This is a genomic window from Candidatus Falkowbacteria bacterium (assembly GCA_018674305.1).
Classification (GTDB): Bacteria; Patescibacteriota; Patescibacteriia; order UBA11705; family JABHMO01; genus JABMRF01.
Window position 1 is genome coordinate 15,496 of record JABHAL010000008.1, and the last position, 17,339, is coordinate 32,834.

General features: G+C 35.4%; 20 protein-coding genes and 3 tRNA genes. 16 read left to right on the forward strand and 7 right to left on the reverse strand.

What is annotated here, in order from left to right:
• Window positions 1-43: 43 nt before the first annotated feature.
• Together HN643_03525 and HN643_03530 are read right to left on the reverse strand one after the other, a co-directional pair.
• Complete coding sequence (locus tag HN643_03525) at window positions 44-1,033, reverse strand: RluA family pseudouridine synthase (GenBank protein ID MBT7500713.1); 990 nt, start codon at window positions 1,031-1,033, stop codon at window positions 44-46.
• Window positions 1,034-1,130: 97 nt separating this feature from the next.
• Window positions 1,131-1,292 (reverse strand): hypothetical protein, encoded by a 162-nt coding sequence (locus HN643_03530; GenBank protein ID MBT7500714.1) that lies wholly within the window; start codon window positions 1,290-1,292, stop codon window positions 1,131-1,133.
• A gap of 272 nt (window positions 1,293-1,564) precedes the next feature.
• Here HN643_03530 and HN643_03535 point away from each other — a divergent pair, with 272 nt between their 5' ends.
• The 13 genes from HN643_03535 to HN643_03595 all read left to right on the forward strand — a co-directional run bounded on the left by HN643_03535 (window position 1,565) and on the right by HN643_03595 (window position 12,840).
• Entirely contained in the window at window positions 1,565-2,374 is an 810-nt protein-coding gene (locus HN643_03535; protein ID MBT7500715.1) for a hypothetical protein, read from the forward strand.
• A gap of 29 nt (window positions 2,375-2,403) precedes the next feature.
• A complete protein-coding gene (locus HN643_03540) occupies window positions 2,404-3,996 on the forward strand; it encodes a hypothetical protein (GenBank protein ID MBT7500716.1) in 1,593 nt (530 codons plus the stop codon).
• A gap of 217 nt (window positions 3,997-4,213) precedes the next feature.
• A complete protein-coding gene (gene asnS, locus HN643_03545; GenBank protein ID MBT7500717.1) occupies window positions 4,214-5,506 on the forward strand; it encodes an asparagine--tRNA ligase in 1,293 nt (430 codons plus the stop codon).
• Between the two features lie 95 nt (window positions 5,507-5,601).
• Window positions 5,602-6,090: a hypothetical protein gene (locus HN643_03550; protein ID MBT7500718.1), complete on the forward strand. Its 489-nt coding sequence runs from the start codon at window positions 5,602-5,604 to the stop codon at window positions 6,088-6,090.
• Window positions 6,091-6,225: 135 nt separating this feature from the next.
• Complete coding sequence (gene aspS, locus HN643_03555; protein MBT7500719.1) at window positions 6,226-7,647, forward strand: aspartate--tRNA ligase; 1,422 nt, start codon at window positions 6,226-6,228, stop codon at window positions 7,645-7,647.
• A gap of 4 nt (window positions 7,648-7,651) precedes the next feature.
• Window positions 7,652-7,948, forward strand: a complete 297-nt coding sequence (locus HN643_03560; protein ID MBT7500720.1) for a hypothetical protein — start codon at window positions 7,652-7,654, stop codon at window positions 7,946-7,948.
• A 2-nt stretch (window positions 7,949-7,950) separates the two neighbouring features.
• Complete coding sequence (locus tag HN643_03565) at window positions 7,951-8,640, forward strand: segregation/condensation protein A (protein MBT7500721.1); 690 nt, start codon at window positions 7,951-7,953, stop codon at window positions 8,638-8,640.
• A 106-nt stretch (window positions 8,641-8,746) separates the two neighbouring features.
• Window positions 8,747-9,292 (forward strand): SMC-Scp complex subunit ScpB, encoded by a 546-nt coding sequence (gene scpB / locus HN643_03570; protein MBT7500722.1) that lies wholly within the window; start codon window positions 8,747-8,749, stop codon window positions 9,290-9,292.
• 11 nt (window positions 9,293-9,303) lie between these two features.
• The gene (locus HN643_03575) at window positions 9,304-9,822 is read left to right on the forward strand and encodes a hypothetical protein (protein ID MBT7500723.1); all 519 of its coding nucleotides are present in this window, start codon (window positions 9,304-9,306) and stop codon (window positions 9,820-9,822) included.
• Window positions 9,823-9,831: 9 nt separating this feature from the next.
• Window positions 9,832-10,731: a D-alanyl-D-alanine carboxypeptidase gene (locus tag HN643_03580; GenBank protein ID MBT7500724.1), complete on the forward strand. Its 900-nt coding sequence runs from the start codon at window positions 9,832-9,834 to the stop codon at window positions 10,729-10,731.
• 54 nt (window positions 10,732-10,785) lie between these two features.
• Window positions 10,786-11,151, forward strand: coding sequence for a four helix bundle protein (locus tag HN643_03585; GenBank protein ID MBT7500725.1), 366 nt, complete (start codon window positions 10,786-10,788; stop codon window positions 11,149-11,151).
• A 61-nt stretch (window positions 11,152-11,212) separates the two neighbouring features.
• On the forward strand, window positions 11,213-11,704 hold the full coding sequence (locus HN643_03590) for a small multi-drug export protein (protein MBT7500726.1): 492 nt from the start codon (window positions 11,213-11,215) through the stop codon (window positions 11,702-11,704).
• Window positions 11,701-12,840 (forward strand): glycosyltransferase family 4 protein, encoded by a 1,140-nt coding sequence (locus HN643_03595; GenBank protein ID MBT7500727.1) that lies wholly within the window; start codon window positions 11,701-11,703, stop codon window positions 12,838-12,840. The genes HN643_03590 and HN643_03595 overlap by 4 nt, the downstream gene beginning before the upstream one ends.
• Window positions 12,841-12,865: 25 nt before the next feature.
• Here HN643_03595 and HN643_03600 read toward each other — a convergent pair whose 3' ends face one another.
• The 5 genes from HN643_03600 to HN643_03620 all read right to left on the reverse strand — a co-directional run bounded on the left by HN643_03600 (window position 12,866) and on the right by HN643_03620 (window position 14,862).
• The gene (locus tag HN643_03600; GenBank protein MBT7500728.1) at window positions 12,866-13,819 is read right to left on the reverse strand and encodes a metallophosphoesterase; all 954 of its coding nucleotides are present in this window, start codon (window positions 13,817-13,819) and stop codon (window positions 12,866-12,868) included.
• Between the two features lie 144 nt (window positions 13,820-13,963).
• Complete coding sequence (locus tag HN643_03605) at window positions 13,964-14,260, reverse strand: GIY-YIG nuclease family protein (GenBank protein ID MBT7500729.1); 297 nt, start codon at window positions 14,258-14,260, stop codon at window positions 13,964-13,966.
• Between the two features lie 23 nt (window positions 14,261-14,283).
• Window positions 14,284-14,360: transfer RNA gene (locus HN643_03610), tRNA-Met, on the reverse strand.
• Between the two features lie 189 nt (window positions 14,361-14,549).
• Window positions 14,550-14,625: transfer RNA gene (locus tag HN643_03615), tRNA-Met, on the reverse strand.
• A 150-nt stretch (window positions 14,626-14,775) separates the two neighbouring features.
• Window positions 14,776-14,862: transfer RNA gene (locus tag HN643_03620), tRNA-Leu, on the reverse strand.
• A 221-nt stretch (window positions 14,863-15,083) separates the two neighbouring features.
• Between HN643_03620 and HN643_03625 the strand changes: the two genes are divergently transcribed.
• Genes HN643_03625 through HN643_03635 form a run of 3 tightly spaced genes read left to right on the forward strand, consistent with a single transcriptional unit; the run spans window position 15,084 to window position 17,313 of the window.
• A complete protein-coding gene (locus HN643_03625; GenBank protein ID MBT7500730.1) occupies window positions 15,084-15,845 on the forward strand; it encodes a ParA family protein in 762 nt (253 codons plus the stop codon).
• Window positions 15,846-15,866: 21 nt separating this feature from the next.
• Complete coding sequence (locus HN643_03630) at window positions 15,867-16,742, forward strand: ParB/RepB/Spo0J family partition protein (protein ID MBT7500731.1); 876 nt, start codon at window positions 15,867-15,869, stop codon at window positions 16,740-16,742.
• 10 nt (window positions 16,743-16,752) lie between these two features.
• Window positions 16,753-17,313 carry a hypothetical protein gene (locus HN643_03635; GenBank protein ID MBT7500732.1) on the forward strand — a complete coding sequence of 187 codons (561 nt, stop codon included), beginning with the start codon at window positions 16,753-16,755 and terminating at the stop codon, window positions 17,311-17,313.
• The last annotated feature ends 26 nt before the right edge of the window (window positions 17,314-17,339 follow it).

Consider the following 17,339-nt stretch of genomic DNA (forward strand, 5'->3'; position numbering starts at 1 on the left):
ATAATAAGGCGAAACAAGGCTAAATAAGGTAACAAGGTTCAACTCAAGAAGTGAATTCACTAAATTCGCTTGGCAGCTCAGCTTCAAAAGTTTGCTTTTCTCCTTGCATATCAGTAAAAGTTAATTCTCTGGCGTGAAGCATAATTCTGCCAGGGTTTAGTTTGGTCTTTTCTTTGAATTTGTATAGATGGTCACCAACTATTGGATATTGGAGTGCAAAAAAGTGAACACGAATTTGATTTGTTCTACCAGTTAGAAGTTCAACTTCAATTAAGGTTGCTTTGTCGTATCGTTCAAGTACTTTGTAGTTTGTTAATGAAGGGCGCCCCTTTCCTGAGCCAGCTGGATGGGCAGCCATGCGACCGCCTTCAGCGCTACGGCCGATTTCAAAATCGATTGTTCCTGCGTCTTGAGTCAATTTTCCATGAACTAGGGCAGTATATTTCTTGGTAATGATTCTTTTTTGAAATTGACTTTTGTAATATTCAAATGAATCTTGATTGAAGGCGATTAGCATTATACCAGAAACATCTCTATCTAGTCTGTGAACAATACCAGGGCGAAAGGTTTGGTCATTCTTTTCTAAAGAAATTGAATCAGCAATTTTTCTGATTTTTGGATATTTTTTAACTAGCCAGTCAACTAAAGTCGGAACAGTTGAGGTCGGTGTTTCATGCACAAGTAGTTTTGCTGGTTTCTCGATGATTAAATAATCAGTATTTTTGTGAATGATTTTCGGAGTTAGGTTTTTTGGAAAAGGTTTCTCAAGCAACTTCTCTTTTAGTTGTTGAAGTTTGGACATTTTGGTCAATTCAATTTCTTTGCTTCTTCTTTCCATCTCTTCAGTTGGAGAAACTGAAACTTTGTCTTGTAGATGAAGAAATTGGTGGACTTTAGCTGGTTTATCATTTACCAAAATTAGGCCATTTAGGATGGCTTTTTTAATTTGACTACGACTCTGTTCGATTTTTTCAGTTAGGAATTTGTCCAGTCGTACGTCTACTTGTGTTTCATCTACAATAAAATGTTTCATATAGGCTTATACTAGCATGAATTGGCGAAATTTACAAGGTTAAACTAAGAACCCTCCGTATTACGAAGGGTTTTGTGATTTGTTTAGTGTTGAAGTCTTATCTTTTGATTGATAAGCCAGTTTTTTTGTCTACGAAGCGAGGAGAAGTGTTAACAGAATGTTTGGGTTTTGAAACGGGTGGAGGAGCTTTGGTTTTTGAGTTTCCGCTCATAGCGGCTAAAGCGATTCCTACTACTGCAAGAGTTTCCAAAATTGCCATTGTTTTCTCCGTTTTTGAAAGGAAGTGGTGAACTTCTTTTGTTTAGGGCTTCTTTGAAAAGAGAAAGAGATTGTAGTTGTCAATTCATATGATACCTCCTTTAATTATATATATTTATAAGGAACTGTTTCACTAGTATTGTATACTTTATATTAATTGTTATTAGTATTTACCAACATTGATTTTTTATAATTGTTTAATTTTAGGTTAAATTCTGGATTAAGTAATTTTCTGTTCGTAAATAATGACAGAATATGCTACAATTATTATATATGGAAAAAGAGCATGCTCTAATTCAACAGCTTAGAAAGATTGGTTTAAAGCAAAAAGCATCTGAAGTTTATGCTGCTCTTTTAGAATTAAAGGGGGCACACCCAAGTAGGGTTGCGGAGTACACTGGTTTAAATCGTAGTACTGTTTATAAGCTTTTAGTTGAATTGTCAATAAAGGGATTGGTAAGTGAATTGCAAAAAAAGGGTAAGTTATATTATCAAATTGAAAATCCAAAGCGTTTAGTTAAGTTTGCTAAAGATCAGGTCAAGTTGGCAGGTGAAAGATTGGAAAATGCAAAAAAAGCTTTACCAGATTTCGTTGAGTTAATACAATTATCGCCAGTTCGGCCTAAAATTCGTTTTGCTGATGGGTTAACAGGTTTGATGAGTTTGTATGAAAGTCATGTTTTGGAAAAAGAACCATATGAGATGCTTGGTATTAGTAATACAACTGAATTGACTAAAGTTTTCCCCAAAAAATTTGTATTGGATTACATTAATAAAAAAAAGAAATTAGGAATTGGTGGCCGGGCGATTTTTCCGGACTGTGAGAAAGATAAAAATTACTTAAAAGAATATTACAAGAATTATCCTAAGAAGATATTGCCTCAAATTAAATATGTCCCAGCGAAAATTTTTCCTTACAGAAATGAAATTACAATATACGGAAAAAACAAAGTTTCAATTATCAATTTTAAACAAAAGGATACAGTCGGAATAATCATCGAAGATCAAACTATTCATGATATGATGCGCATGATTTTTGAATTAGCCTGGACTGGAGCTACGGAATTTGCTAAACTTAAATAAGAGAAAAATAATAAAAGAATAACAATTTTATGAAAAAACTTCTTTTGGTGTATGCTTTAATTTTAGTTGTGGGAGTGGGTTTCTTGAGCGTAGATTTTGTGCAATCAAAATCCATGGCAGAGAGCCTAAGCGGAAAAATTTTACTTCAGGTTGAGGACAATGGTGAGGCCTGGTACGTGTATCCAGGTGAATTAACTCGTTATTATTTAGGAAGACCTGCAGATGCCTTTGATATTATGCGTGATTTAGGTTTGGGAGTAAGTGAAGCGGATTATACTCAATTCGATGGTACTGCTCCTAGTAATTTGGCTGGTAAAATCCTTCTTCGTGTAGAAGCTAATGGCGAGGCTTACTATGTTTATCCTAATGATCTGAAATTGTATTATCTTGGGCGACCAGCTGATGCCTTTGATATTATGCGTAGTTTAGGTTTAGGCATTACTAATGTTAACTTGGAAGAAGTTGCAGTGGCTCCAAAGTCTAAAACTGTGCTAACTGCATTGGATAATTTAATTAAGAGTGTTTACTCTTGTAGCGTTTGTGGTATGGGAGAAAAATGTGTAGCTGGAAGTTGTCAGGCTGTAGCTTTAACGAATACAAGTTACTGTGGAAATTTTGTCTGCGAGGCGGGGGAGTCGTACGATGGTTCAGCTCAAACTGGAAACTTTACTCAATGCGCAGTTGATTGCAGTGCGCCATGTACGGATGATAATTGCAATGAGTATGTTCGCGTAGATTGTGGTTGTAGCGAGTCCGCAGAACTTTCAGCGAGGCACGGTTGTGTATCTGACGCACCAGCTTGTACCAGTTGTGGAACTCAAGCAACTTTATTTCCTGAATTGTTATCCATTCAAACAGAAATTGTTAAATGCTTAGAAGATTATTTTCAGTTTAGACCAGCAAAGATGGTTTATAAGGTTTTTAATAACCCGACCTTGGACAAGTGCACCTTGCCCGAGGGTTGTGATGGATTTGAAGGTGGTTCTGGTGGTCCGGACTATGTGATGTTTCACAATCTAGATGGCTTTCGAGAATACAATCAAGTCGTGCCAACAAAGCCAGAACATTTAACGGCGGATGTACACGAAACAACTCACTATTTCCTGTATCAAATGTTGCATGGTGTCCCATCATGGTTTCATGAAGCAATTGCGATTCAAACCAATGAACGGTTAGATTGTACTGATAGACAAATGGAGCTTGGAGATTCTTATCTTAATGAAAAGGGAGTTAATACCGGTGGCATTGTTATGGGAAATGATAGATTTTTAGATTATGGTTTTTATAGAGATTTTCGTGACGGTAAGGTTAGTCTAACAACAGCACAAAAAGATAATCATTATCTTACTGCTTCATTGTTTTTAATGGGATTGAAGGAAGAATATAGCTGTGGATTTGAATGTGTTGGCGATACAGTTATTAAACTGAAGGAATTTGAACAAACTCAATGTCGAACGGGCTCAGGTTCAAACTGTGCTATTAGTAATTATCAGGACACTTGGGGACTTGGCTGGCTTGATGGTAGCGAATTAAAAGCCAATAAAGTGATTAAACAAAAGTTTGAGGATGTGATTGGTAAAGATATTTCAAGTTTACTTGATTTGGTTGGTTTGGATTATTAAATTCAATTTATGATATTGTAGGGACCGCATACCGTGCGGTCCCTTTTTATCCAAAACAACCGTGGTTTTATTCACTAGAGTTGCTAATTTAAGTAAAATCTATTATAATAGTTATAGAAATTTGAAACTAGAAAATAGAAACTTTAGTAGTGGGGAGTTGTAAAATTACTTAAATAGTACAATTTTTATATTCCTGTATTTTTATTATTTTAAACTTATGGAACAAACTTACATTAAAGATTTTTCAGAAAAATTAGATCAGGAGGTTTTAATCAAAGGCTGGGTTTATAATTTCCGTTCATCTGGCAAGATTGCGTTTTTACAAGTTCGTGATGGTTCCGGATTTACGCAGGCAGTTGTAGCAAAAGATTCAGTTGACGAGGATTCTTGGCAGGTCATTGAACAAATGATGCAAGAAAGTTCAGTTGAAGTTGTAGGTACCGTTTCGAAACATCCGAAAAAGGAAGAGTACGAACTTCAAGTCAAAAAATTAAATTTTATCCAAAGATCTGAGGAATACCCAATTGGTAATAAAGAGCACGGGCCGGATTTTTTGATGGAAAATAGACATCTTTGGTTGCGTTCACCAAAACAAGCTGCTATTCAAAGGGTTCGAACTACAGTAATCATGGCAACTTATGAATTTTTCTTGGAAAAGGGATTTACTAAAATCGATTCTCCGATTCTAACGCCTGCTGCTTGTGAAGGAACAACCGAGCTTTTTGAAATGGAGTACTTTGATCTTGGGAAAGCTTATCTTTCTCAAAGTGGTCAATTATATTTGGAAGCAGCAATTGCTTCATTCGGCAAAGTATTCGACTTCGGCCCGACTTTTCGTGCGGAAAAATCCAAAACTCGTAGACATTTAACAGAATTTTGGATGATGGATGCGGAAATGGCTTTTTATGATCATGAAATGAGTATGCAACTGCAAGAAGATCTGATCTGTTACATTGCAAAATCAGTTTTAGAAAAAAATAAAGCAGAATTAGAAATTCTAGAACGTGATGTGTCAGCTTTAGAAAAAATCACTGCTGGTTTTGAACGATTGACTTATAAACAAGCACTTGAAGAATTAAAAACCAAAGGTTCAGACATCAAAGACGGAGAAGATCTTGGTAATGATGACGAGGATTTAATTATGAAGGATAGAGACAAGCCAATCTTTATTGAAAAATGGCCAGCTGAGATCAAAGCTTTTTACATGAAAAGAGATAAAGATAATGAAGATATTGCTTTGTGCTCGGATGTGATTGCGCCAGAAGGTCATGGTGAAATTATTGGTGGATCACAGCGTGAGGATGATTATGAAACTTTAGTTAAACGAATAAAGGAACATAAATTACCGCAAGAAGCATTTGACTGGTATTTAGATTTAAGAAAATATGGTTCAGTCCCACATTCAGGTTTTGGTTACGGCTTAGAGCGAATTGTGGGTTGGATGTGTGGTACGAAACATGTGAGGGAAACAATTCCTTTTCCGAGGACTATTAATCGTATATATCCTTAGAAATTGAGTACTGACAAATGCTGATATATTGATAACTGATTTGTAAAATTGTTTTTAGCATAATCAGTAAATCAGTACGATCAGTAATCATTTATATGAAGAAATGGCAAATATTAGTTGGAGTAATAATTATTGTTTTAATCGTAAATGGTTTGTTTTGGTTATGGCTTGGTCAAGATAGTACACCCGTTGTGAAAGTTGATTTTGAAAAGATGAAGGAGTTTAAAAATGATTTGATAGAATTTCAATACCCAAATAGTTTGATTTACAATGAAACTGATAGTGGGGCTATGTGGTTCAATTCAATTGATCAAGGCGTGATGATTTTTTATGATACTTTTGAGCGTGACGCAGAATTAAATTTTGAATCTCAATTTAATAAAAATGTATTGGGTGGTCAAGTTTGTCCAATCAAGTCCCAAAAGAATAATTACGTGTTGTATTATGAGTGCAAATATTTAAAATCTGTGTTTACAATAATTAATTTCGAAAAAGATGATCACTTAGTGGTTTTAGGATTAAATCATAATTATTTTTCTGAGGATGATATTAATTTGATAATATTAAGTTTAAACACACAGTAAAACACGGAAAACACAAGAACACAGAAAACACAGTAAAAACAGCAAAACACGGAAAACACCTACAAAAACAGTTTCGTGATTTGGTATATTCATGGTTTCGTGATTTCGTGTATTCGTGGTTTCGTGATTTTTAATATGAATAGAACATTAGCAGGAGAAACTGCAAACAAACAGGGGGAAGAAGTTTTAGTTAAAGGTTGGGTTAATGCTCGACGTAATATGGGTAAGATTGCTTTTGTTGACTTACGTGATCGAAGTGGTTTACTTCAAGTTGTTTTAGTGCCAGCGGAATTAGACGAAGAGTCTAATGAAATTTTAAAAGACATTCGACCGGAATTTGTTTTGGAAATTCAGGGAGTTGTTAATGAACGTGGGGAAAAGCAAAGAAATCCAGACATGGCCTCAGGCGGTGTTGAGGTTTTGGCTAAGTCAGTTAAAGTTTTGTCTAAATCTAAGACTCCACCATTTGAAATTGATAATGAAGAACGACAAGCTAAGGAAGATTTGCGATTGCAATATAGATATTTAGATTTGCGTCATGATCGCATGCAAACCAATATGGTAATGCGTTCAAAAATGATGCATTTTGTTAGAAATTATTTAAATGAGCAAGGCTTTATTGAAATTCATACCCCAATATTATCCAAGTCAACCCCTGAGGGCGCACGAGATTATTTAGTGCCTTCTCGAGTTCATCCGGGAAAGTTTTTTGCTTTACCTCAAGCACCACAACAGTATAAACAACTGTTAATGGTTGCAGGTTTAGAAAGATATTTTCAAATTGCGCCTTGTTTCCGTGACGAAGATTCTAGAGCGGATCGTAGTCCTGGAGAATTTTATCAAATTGATATAGAAATGTCCTTTGTTGATCAGACAGAAATATTAGATTTAGTAGAAGGGATGTTCACTGATATGGTCAAAGAGCTTTGGCCAAACAAAAAAGTAACAGAAACACCTTGGCCACGATTGCAATACGATGATGTTATGAAAAAATACAAAACTGATAAGCCTGATTTGCGAAAGAACAAGGAAGATTTGAACGAATTAGCATTCGCTTGGATTTTGGATTGGCCACTTTTCATAGAACAAACAGAGAATGACTTTTTTCATGGAGCTGGACAGAAGTGGGGCCCAGCACATAATATGTTTACTCGACCAAAGGAAGAAGATGTTGGTCTTTTAGATTCAGACCCAGGAAAAGTTAAGTCTTACCAACATGATTTAGTTCTTAACGGAATTGAAGTTGGTGGTGGAGCTTTAAGAATTTATGATGCCAAACTTCAAGAAAAAGTATTTGAGTTAATTGGTTTTGATGATGAGAAAAAGAAACAATTCTCACATTTACTTGAAGCATTTGAATATGGCGTACCGCCACATGGTGGAATTGCCCCAGGCTTTGATAGGTTGTTGTCCATCCTGCAAGGAGAGCAAAATATTCGTGAAGTTATCGCTTTCCCGTTAAACTCCGATGCTCGTGATCCTTTGATGGATGCACCATCTGGGGTTGACAAGGCTCAGCTTGATGAGTTGGGCATAGACTTAAAAAAGAAAAAATAAACATATGCGTTTATCTGTCCTGCAAAAACATATTTTATCGAGGTGCTATAATAGCCGGAGAGCGAAGATAGATAGAAATGTTTTTTTGAGTTTTTATCAGAAACAGGGCAGGGCAAAGAAAGAATTGCAAGTAAAAGTGATAACTGGGAGTATTGAAAGCTTGATTGATAAAGAATTAATGATTGGCTATGGCGTTAGGACATCACATAAGTGGTTTATCAAGCAAGTTAGTTTAACCAATAAAGGGAAGAAGCAGGCCAAGAAATTGATTGGTGAACAGTTGTCATTGAAATTAAAATAATTATGTACGAAATAAAAACAGAAAAATTCAACGGCCCATTAGATTTATTATTGCAACTAATTGAAAAACAAAAATTGGAGATTACAGAAATTACGCTTAGTCAAGTTACAGATCAATATATTCAGTACCTGGAGGGCATGGAAAATAAGCAGGCAGACGAACTGGCAGACTTTTTAGTGATAGCAGCCAGATTGTTGCTTCTAAAATCAAAGGCTTTGTTGCCATATCTGGAACAAGAAGAAGAATTGGACGATTTGGAAAAACAATTAAAAATGTACAAAGAGTTTATTGATGCTTCCAAAAAGATTCAGGAGTTGATCGGTCAAAAAAGATTTACTTTTTCACGACAAAAGCCAATTGCGAGAACGGAGATAGAATTTTCACCACCCCAGGAGTTAAAGGTACACAATCTGAAAGAATCTTTGCTAATTATTCTTAGACGTTTAGACCCACTGGTTAAATTACCTCGGCAAATGATGGAAAAGACCGTTAGTCTACAACAAACAATTTTTGATATTCAAAAGTACTTGAAAACAAAAGGGAAAATGGGATTCAATCAAATAATGACAGACTCAAAAAGTAAAACAGAGGTCATTGTAAATTTTTTAGCACTTTTGGAGTTAGTAAAACAACGACATTTAAAATTAAAGCAAACTAAAAATTTTGAAGATATAATTATTGAGAAAATATAGTTACGGATTACGGATTTGCCCGGATATACGGATTGACTTAGAGATTTAGTAATAGCAGTCTTTAATTAGATCTGTACATCCGTAAATATCAGTAATCTGTACATGTATGAAAACAAAAATAGAAAGTTTATTATTCATTTCCAGCAAACCTTTGACAGCTAAATCAATTGTTAGTTTTTTGACAAAACAAGGTGAACAAATAACTGCACAGCAGGTTCTAGAAATAGTCGAAGATTTAAAACAAAAATATAACCGCCCTGAAAGTGGTGTTCAGTTGGTACAGGCAGGGAATGAACTACAAATGACTACTAATCCTGATGTGGCAGAAATTATTAAAAAGTTTTTGAAAGATGATATTACCGGTGAACTAACTCCAGCTTCACTGGAAACATTGACGGTGGTAGCTTATCGTGGGCCAATTACCAAACCCGAGTTAGAGCAAATTAGGGGAGTAAATTGTAGTTTAATTATCCGCAACTTATTGATTCGTGGACTAATCACTTTTGAAACGAATAAAAATAGCGGACAAAATAGTTATGAAGTGACAATTGATTTTCTAAAACATTTAGGTTTAAATAACGTTAAAGAATTACCTGACTACGAAAGATTAAGTAAAGTAGAAAATCTTGAGCAATATTTAGAAAATAAATAACTATAAAAAATATGGGATTTGATTCACAAAAAGGAGTCGGTGGTGGAGATAAACATAATGCAGGGGTTTATGATTTAAATGAAATGGCAGCTCAAAGTCCAGAGTTTGCTGAGGCTCTCGCCGATGCCAAGAAAAAGGAAGCTGAAAAAAAAGCAGCTGAGGCTGCGGAAAGAAAAAAACACCAAGTTCAGTTTATGAAGATTCCAGAGGAAATATTAAAGTTGCGTAAAAAGGTCGAAAAGAAAAAAGAGCAAGATTTAACCTCTGTTCGAGAAGAGATTGACGCGATTGATGACATTTCGGTAACCGCAGAAATGCATGCTATGCCAAAAGACAGAGTTAGTCCGGAAGTAAGTCATCCTGCCAGGGTTTTTAATATTAAGGAAATGGCTGCGGAAAACCCAGAATTTGCAGCCGCTCTTGAAAAAAGAAAGCAGGAACAATCTGAACAAAGGGCAGCTGATCAAGCAGAAAGAGAGAAGCATTATGCTAGAGAAATGCCAGCTGTTCGTCCAGAAGATTTAAATTAACAGAATTAGATGTTATTAAATATTATTATTACCTTATTATTGCTACAACCATTTAGTAATATCTATTCTTCGGATATTTCTTTTTTTGATATCAAGGCAAGGGCGGAGCATGAACCACCGCAAAGAATCAATATACAAAATATAGGAGTGGAGGTTGCTGCTGATCGTTTTGTGGCAATTGATATTAATAGCGGAAAAGTTCTATTGCAAAAAGATAGTAATATTCAACAACCCATTGCGAGCATTACTAAATTAATGACCGCCTTAGTTATACTTGATAAGCAACCTGACTGGCAATTGGAAGTGGAAATGCAACAGTCTGATGAAACAGTTGGTGCGTATCCTCATTTGTATCGTGGTGAGAGAGTCTCTTTTACTGATTTATGGAAGGCGGGACTGGTTACTTCAGATAATAATGCTATTAAGGCAATGATTCGTGGATTAGGATTAGGCCAAGCAGAGTTTGTTGATTTAATGAATGAGAGAGCAGAACAAATGCAAATGTACAATTCTCGTTTTGCTGATCCAACAGGTTTAAATGAAGGTAATATCTCTACAGCGTTGGATGTTTCTCGTTTAGTACATTTGGCAATGCAAAGAAATGAGATTCGCGAATCAGTTTTGCAGTCAAAATATAGTTTTAAAATTTTGAATAATGGTAAAACTCGGAAGATTAATAATACCGATATATTGGTCAGTAGTTTTTTGAATAGTGCTAAGTATGGATATGAATTAATTGGTGGCAAAACCGGTTTTTTGAATGAAGCAGGTTATTGTTTGGCTGTAGAAATTGCCCACGAGCAACATTCTATTGCTATAGTTGTTTTGAATAGTCCAAGTATTAATCAACGTTTTCAGGATGTTAAAGTTATTGCTGACTGGGTATTTTCAAATCATAAGTGGAAATAAAACACAGAAAACACAAAAGCACAAAAGCTATACAAAAAGTTAGGATAAGATATTATGACTCAAGAGTATAAGGAAAAGCTTAAACAAAAAATGAACAGTTTTGTTCACTTCGTATATGATGCGACCTTAAATTTTCCAAAGCAAGAAATATATTCAAGTGTGTCTCAATTTCGGCGTGCTGCCTTATCGGTTGTTTTAAATTATATTGAGGGATATGCTCGAAGAAGGATAGCGGTTCAGTATAATTTTTTTGAAATATCCTATGGATCTTTAAAAGAAGCACGATTTCTTTTAAAATTTTCTTTAGAAAGAGGATATATTACAGATGAAGAATTTCAAAGAGGGGATGTCTTAGCAGATGAGATAGGGGCAATGTTATGGAAAGAATTAACGGATATTAGTAATTCAATGAATAAATAATTTCCATCAAAAGTTTCAGGTTGAGTTTTTGTGTTTTCTGTGCTTTTGTGTTTTTGTGTGTATGTTAGACGCAGTTTACAATTTTTTCTCACAATTTCCAGACTGGCTGGCAACATTTTTATTAGCGATGCTTCCAATTACAGAATTAAGGGGTTCAATACCATTTGCGATTGGTTATTTTCATATGGCGCCGTGGTTAGCTTTCGTTATATCAGTTTTGGGAGATGCTATTCCAGCAATATTGATTGTTTGGTTTTTGAAACCTTTGTCTGGTTGGCTAAGTAGGCATTTTAAAATCTTTGAACGGTTTTTTAATTGGTGGTTCAATAAAGTTGTTAAAAAGTTTGAAAAGAAATACCAAAAATATGGTGAATGGGCATTAATGATCTTTGTGGCGATTCCTTTGCCAGTTACAGGAGCCTGGACCGGTGCTGCAGCTTCATTTCTATTTAAAATTCCTCGAAAAAGAGCTTTAATTTTTATTTTTATGGGTATAGTTTTGGCAGGAATTATTGTGACAGTAATATCGACAGGAGTATTTGCATTTTTATGAAAATAGGAATAGATTGTCGAAAATTTTATGACAGTCAGCAGAACGCAGGTGCTGGAATTGAAAGGTATACTTACCATTTAGTGAGAAATCTGCTATATCAGGATACTGTAAATCAGTATACTTTATTTTTTTATAGTGATATTTCACCTGAAACCATCCACAAGATTAAAGGTTCAAATCCACGTATAAAAATTGTAAAAATGTTTCGTGCCAGTTCAAAGCTTCCGTTGTGGGATAATCATATTAACTTCACTCGACTGCTATTAAAGGAAAAACTGGACCTAACAATTTTTCCAGCGAATGTTATTCCTTTATTTTATAACAAAAAATCGTTATTGGTAGTTCATGATTTAGCAATTTATTTATTTCCGAAGTGGTTTCCAGAGAAACAATGGTTTTCCACAAGAATTTTGGTTCCTCGTAGTATCAAAAAAGCCAAAATAATAGTATCTATTTCTCAAAGCACAAAAAAAGATTTAATAAAGTTATTCAAAGTTAATCCTGAAAAAATAAGAGTGATTCATCCAGGGATTGTAGTTAAAGACACTTACTTTGAAGAAGAAATAAAAAAAGTCAAAAATAAATTTGACATCAAGGGTGATTATTTGTTATTTATTGGAACTATAGAGCCAAGAAAAAATATTTTGAATTTAATTAAGGCTTTTTCGAATTTTTTGTTTGAAAATGAAGAAATGAATGTTTCCTTAATACTGGCTGGTATTAAAGGTTGGAAATTTAAACCGGTTTTTCGACAGTTGAATGAAATAAATAAGCGTTTGACAACTTCAAGAATTAAATATGTAGGAAAGATTAGCAACAGAGAGAGAAACATCTTACTGAAAAGTTGCCAAGCTTTTGTTTTTCCTTCCCATTATGAAGGATTTGGTTTTCCTGTATTGGAGGCCATGGCCTTGGGTGCTCCAGTCATAACGGCGAACAATTCATCTTTGAAGGAAATTGCTGAGGATGCTGCAGTTTTGATTGACAGCAAGGACGTGAATTCAATACGTCGTGCCGTTAAACAAGTTTTGGAAGATAAAATTTTGCGCCAACGCCTAGTTAGTCAGGGGAGACAAAGATCGGGTAAGTTTAGCTGGGAAATAACAGTAAAAAAATTTATGACTTTATTAAAATAGTGCCTTTGGTGGCACTATTTAGTAGCTACAAATCAAGAGTGATTATGTTTATCTCTGGTGGATCAAATAATCGCGCGCGAGTACCAGTTTCTCCCAGACCGCTTGAAATATATAGGACGGTCTGTTTTATTTTAAACAAACCTTTGTCAAAAGGTCTACCGAGTTCAGTCGGTAATGATGGAACGGATCCTAACCAGGGTAATCTGATTTGTCCGCCGTGAGTGTGGCCAGATAAAATTAAATCAAAAATTTCAGATTCTTTGTCCAATATTATATCTGGGTTATGACAAAGAAGAATGTTTGGTGTTCGTGGGTCCAAATTGTATTTTGCAACATGGAGATTATCTTTTTGTGTCCAGATATCAGGAATACCGGTAAGATTGAAATCGTTTTTATCAACACTTATTTTGGCAGTTTTATTATCAAGAATCTCAATGTTCCATTTCTTAAATAATTCTCTTAAGGTTTTAGTTTTGTCTTTGTGCCTGGGGGCTCCTTCATAGGCTAACCCGAACTCATGGTTTCCAGTTACTGCGAATATGGGATATTTTTTGCTAAGTTTTTCTAGCGGTTGAAGATAGTAGGCGTATTTTTCTTTTCCCAGAATATAGTCGCCACCTAGTAGGATTAGGTCTGGTTCGTAGTTGTCTATTTTTTTGACGACACGATTAATAAAAAAAGATTTTTTATATCGACCAACATGGAGGTCGGAAATTAAGGCGATTTTGATATTTTCTTTTTTGTCAGTTTGTTTCAGGTCCAAGTTGATTTGTTTGGTTCTGATAATTTTTGGTTCTATGAAACTACCATAAAGAACAAGAACAAAACATGTAAGCAGAATAACAAGAAAGCAAATACGGATAAGTTCAGATTTACGAGTTTGTTTTTTGGGATAAAAAAAAGAACGTATGATAATATACATCCAATAAGCTGAAAAAAATAGGGTGAAGAAAATAATTGAGTCAAAAACAAACCACATAATTTTCAAATTTGAATTTTTAAGATTAGAGTCCCTCAAGTTAAGAGTGGTACCGGGGGGCGGGATCCCGAAGGGACACGTTGAACCGCCGAAGACAAAGGTCGAGTCACTTGGGGACGACCTTAGGGTTATGATTCCTACGCTCTAACCAACCCCGAAGGGGCCCCTTTGGGGCTGAGCTTTTTGGTGGCATTTTTCTAGTATAAATAGTTTATCGGTATAACCAGAAGGTTTTTTAAGATAATATTCACGTTTATAGGCTGTTGATTTGTTGTTGTACTCTTCAAAGTAAATTATTTTCCAAGGTCTTCTATGTTTTGTAGATTTAACGTGACCAGCATTGTGCTTATTCAATCTATGACTAAGATTAATTGAAGTACAGCCAATATAAAATCCTTTGTCTTTAAGACTTTTAAGAAAGTAAACTTTGTAGGAGTCCATTTTTTATTTAGTTTCTATTTTTTTGGTACCGGGGGGCGGGATTGAACCGCCGACCTTAGGGTTATGATTCCTACGCTCTAACCAACTGAGCTACCCCGGCATAAAATTGTTTTGGGAGATCTATTTAAAAATGATTCCTACGCTCTAACCAACCCCGAAGGGGCCCCTTTGGGGCTGAGCTACCCCGGCATACTCCGGGCAAGGCCCGGCACAAAAAGACTCACAGCTCAGGGTACAAAGGGTATTTGTTATCTGAACCGTGAGTCTTTTTTATATAAAGTTTAGATTTTGGTAGCGGGGACTGGACTCGAACCAGTGACCTCCAGGTTATGGGCCTGGCGAGCTGCCAACTGCTCTACCCCGCGATAAATTTAATTCTAGCTTGATTTTTCACTTGAGAATATGCAACGATACAAAGTTAATATGTTGTGCGAATATTATAATGTAAAATGAATACTTTGTAAAGGCTTTTTTGGTTAGCCTTGAGAAACCTTATAGTAAGAGTTACCAAGGTATGGTGCCGCGGGCCGGAATCGAACCGGCATGGTATTGCTACCGCTGGATTTTGAGTCCAGTGCGTCTACCAATTTCACCACCGCGGCATGTTTAGTTTTTAAGCAAACTTGAAATTGCGTAAGTTGTATACATATTATTGAGCGTTCAGCGCGCCTGCCTGCCGGCAGGCAGGTCTACCAGTTCCGCCACTTGACCTAAAACAATTTAAATTAACTGTAATCAAGTATATAGTAAAAAAACACAGTTGTCAAAGTCTAAAATTTAGGGTATAATGTTATTAGAAGTGAGCTTCATAATTTTTTGTTTTATGGCAAAAGTTGTTGCTGTAGTTAATCAAAAAGGAGGAGTGGGTAAAACCACAACGGCTGTGAATTTAGGGGCATACTTAGCTGAACATGGTAAGTATGTACTTTTGGTTGACTTGGATCCACAAGCAAATGCCTCTTCTGGTTTGGGGATTGATTATCAAAACATTAACAAGGGTATTTACGAGGCAATTTCTGGTGAATATTTATTAAGAGAGGTTTTACATCCAACTGACCATGTCGGCTTTCGCGTGGCGCCGGCCACTCCAGGTCTGGCTGGTGCAAATGTAGAATTAGTAAATGTGGAAAATCGTGAATTTTGTCTATCTCAAGCCATTTTAGAGGTGCGTGGTGATTATGATTATATATTAATTGATTGCCCACCATCTTTGGGGCTTTTAACTTTGAATGGTTTAGTTGCTTCTGACTATGTTTTAATCCCAATCCAAGCTGAATATTACGCTTTGGAAGGTTTAGGTCAGTTGATAAGTACGATTAACTTGGTTCAGGAAAATTTGAAACCAGAGTTATCTATTCTTGGTGCGGTGATTACCATGTTTGATAAAAGAATTCGTTTATCGGATCAAGTTATGCAAGAATTATATAAATTTTTCCCAGATAAAATTTTCAGAACTGTTATCCCGCGCAATGTACGCTTAACTGAGTCACCAAGTCATGGTAAGTCGATTTTACACTATGACCCATCTTCAAAGGGTGCCCGGGCATATCAAAAGCTAGCTCGTGAGATGATTGAAATTATTTAAACAAAAAATAAAATAAAAATTATGGTCAAAGTAACAGGATTAGGTCGAGGGCTTGGCTCTTTAATACCAAAAAAAATACCAGCTAATATTATTTCTGATAAGAATAAGGATTTTTTAGTAACTGACGATTTGCAAAGGATTTTACAAATACCAGTAGATGATGTTGAAGCGAATCCAATGCAGCCCCGCAAGACATTTGCTCATGAAGATCTGGAGGAGCTGATGGAATCTATAAAAGTACATGGAATAATTCAGCCGATAATTGTAACTAAAGTAACTGATGGCTATCAATTAATTGCTGGAGAAAGAAGATTAAGATCGGCAAAAATTTTAGGTTTAAATACCGTGCCGGCAATAGTTCGTGAGGTTGAAGAACAGGACAAATTGGAATTAGCTATAATTGAAAATGTGCAACGAAAAAGCTTGAACCCAATTGAGAAAGCAATAGCTTATGAGCGATTGATGGATGAGTTTGGGTTATCGCAAGAAGATGTTGGGGTAAAATTGGGAGTTAGTCGTTCCGCAGTAGCTAATACTATTCGATTTTTGTCTTTAGCGGCGAAGGTCCAAGGAGCTTTAGTAGAAGGTATAATTTCAGAAGGCCATGCCAAAGTTATTGCCGGTTTGGAGGATGAAAAAGAACAATTAAAACTATTGGACAAAATTATTCAATCTGATTATACTGTTCGTGATGTGGAAAATATAAGTAAAAAAACAGGACCAAAAATAGCAAGGGCTAAAAAGGTAGATCCATTATTAGAAGAAAAAGAAGATATTCTCCGAAGTCGACTAAATACCAAAGTTAATATAAAGAAAAGTGGCGGGCAGGGTAAAATTGAAGTTGAATTTTATTCAGAAGAAGAATTAGAATCTATTGTAAATAAAATTATTGAGTAAAGAAATTCTTATGAACAAGATATTACTTGGAGGGTTATTAATTTGTTTGTCATTAAGTTTGGTCGGCTGTGAAAAAGCAGACAATCCAAACGTTTTTGAAATTAATGAAAAAACAATAAAAGTATTAGTGAAGGGTTGGCAGTTGTATACCAATCCAGCCTTTCGTTATGAATTACGCTTTCCAAAAGGTTGGATAGTTTGGGATAGTGGCGAGGATGGTTTAATTTCTCGGTTTCAGCCGGAGAATAATAGTGAAGATTCAGTAAAGATTATGGGTTATACCAACTGGAAAGAGAAATACACATTAGAAGAGTTCTATGAAAATCGATTTGAAAATTTATTCACTGCAGGTTATGAGAGTGAAGAAATAGAAATTGATAATGAAAAGGCCATTTGGTTCAAGCAGGTGAAGGATCGTATGGAGGCCCGACCAGGAAAGTTAGTTGATGTTATTGCCGTGAATCTAAATGACCGCATTATTGAAATTGAAATACGTAATGATTTCGATGACTCCAAAGTCATAATTAACAGTTTAAGCTTTTACGGTACCAAGACAATTTTGATTGATTAAAAATGGGATAAAAATTAAAGAGTCAG

What these genes read in the sequence shown, in the direction of transcription:
- HN643_03605 (MBT7500729.1), bottom strand. Translation starts at nt 14,260, where the DNA reads ATGGACTCCTACAAAGTTTACTTTCTTAAAAGTCTTAAAGACAAAGGA.
- HN643_03590 (MBT7500726.1), top strand. Translation starts at nt 11,213, where the DNA reads ATGTTAGACGCAGTTTACAATTTTTTCTCACAATTTCCAGACTGGCTG.
- HN643_03630 (MBT7500731.1), top strand. Translation starts at nt 15,867, where the DNA reads ATGGTCAAAGTAACAGGATTAGGTCGAGGGCTTGGCTCTTTAATACCA.
- scpB (MBT7500722.1), top strand. Translation starts at nt 8,747, where the DNA reads ATGAAAACAAAAATAGAAAGTTTATTATTCATTTCCAGCAAACCTTTG.
- asnS (MBT7500717.1), top strand. Translation starts at nt 4,214, where the DNA reads ATGGAACAAACTTACATTAAAGATTTTTCAGAAAAATTAGATCAGGAG.
- HN643_03550 (MBT7500718.1), top strand. Translation starts at nt 5,602, where the DNA reads ATGAAGAAATGGCAAATATTAGTTGGAGTAATAATTATTGTTTTAATC.
- HN643_03585 (MBT7500725.1), top strand. Translation starts at nt 10,786, where the DNA reads ATGACTCAAGAGTATAAGGAAAAGCTTAAACAAAAAATGAACAGTTTT.
- HN643_03530 (MBT7500714.1), bottom strand. Translation starts at nt 1,292, where the DNA reads ATGGCAATTTTGGAAACTCTTGCAGTAGTAGGAATCGCTTTAGCCGCT.
- HN643_03560 (MBT7500720.1), top strand. Translation starts at nt 7,652, where the DNA reads ATGCGTTTATCTGTCCTGCAAAAACATATTTTATCGAGGTGCTATAAT.
- HN643_03580 (MBT7500724.1), top strand. Translation starts at nt 9,832, where the DNA reads ATGTTATTAAATATTATTATTACCTTATTATTGCTACAACCATTTAGT.
- HN643_03575 (MBT7500723.1), top strand. Translation starts at nt 9,304, where the DNA reads ATGGGATTTGATTCACAAAAAGGAGTCGGTGGTGGAGATAAACATAAT.
- HN643_03540 (MBT7500716.1), top strand. Translation starts at nt 2,404, where the DNA reads ATGAAAAAACTTCTTTTGGTGTATGCTTTAATTTTAGTTGTGGGAGTG.
- HN643_03565 (MBT7500721.1), top strand. Translation starts at nt 7,951, where the DNA reads ATGTACGAAATAAAAACAGAAAAATTCAACGGCCCATTAGATTTATTA.
- HN643_03600 (MBT7500728.1), bottom strand. Translation starts at nt 13,819, where the DNA reads ATGTGGTTTGTTTTTGACTCAATTATTTTCTTCACCCTATTTTTTTCA.
- HN643_03595 (MBT7500727.1), top strand. Translation starts at nt 11,701, where the DNA reads ATGAAAATAGGAATAGATTGTCGAAAATTTTATGACAGTCAGCAGAAC.
- aspS (MBT7500719.1), top strand. Translation starts at nt 6,226, where the DNA reads ATGAATAGAACATTAGCAGGAGAAACTGCAAACAAACAGGGGGAAGAA.
- HN643_03635 (MBT7500732.1), top strand. Translation starts at nt 16,753, where the DNA reads ATGAACAAGATATTACTTGGAGGGTTATTAATTTGTTTGTCATTAAGT.
- HN643_03625 (MBT7500730.1), top strand. Translation starts at nt 15,084, where the DNA reads ATGGCAAAAGTTGTTGCTGTAGTTAATCAAAAAGGAGGAGTGGGTAAA.
- HN643_03535 (MBT7500715.1), top strand. Translation starts at nt 1,565, where the DNA reads ATGGAAAAAGAGCATGCTCTAATTCAACAGCTTAGAAAGATTGGTTTA.
- HN643_03525 (MBT7500713.1), bottom strand. Translation starts at nt 1,033, where the DNA reads ATGAAACATTTTATTGTAGATGAAACACAAGTAGACGTACGACTGGAC.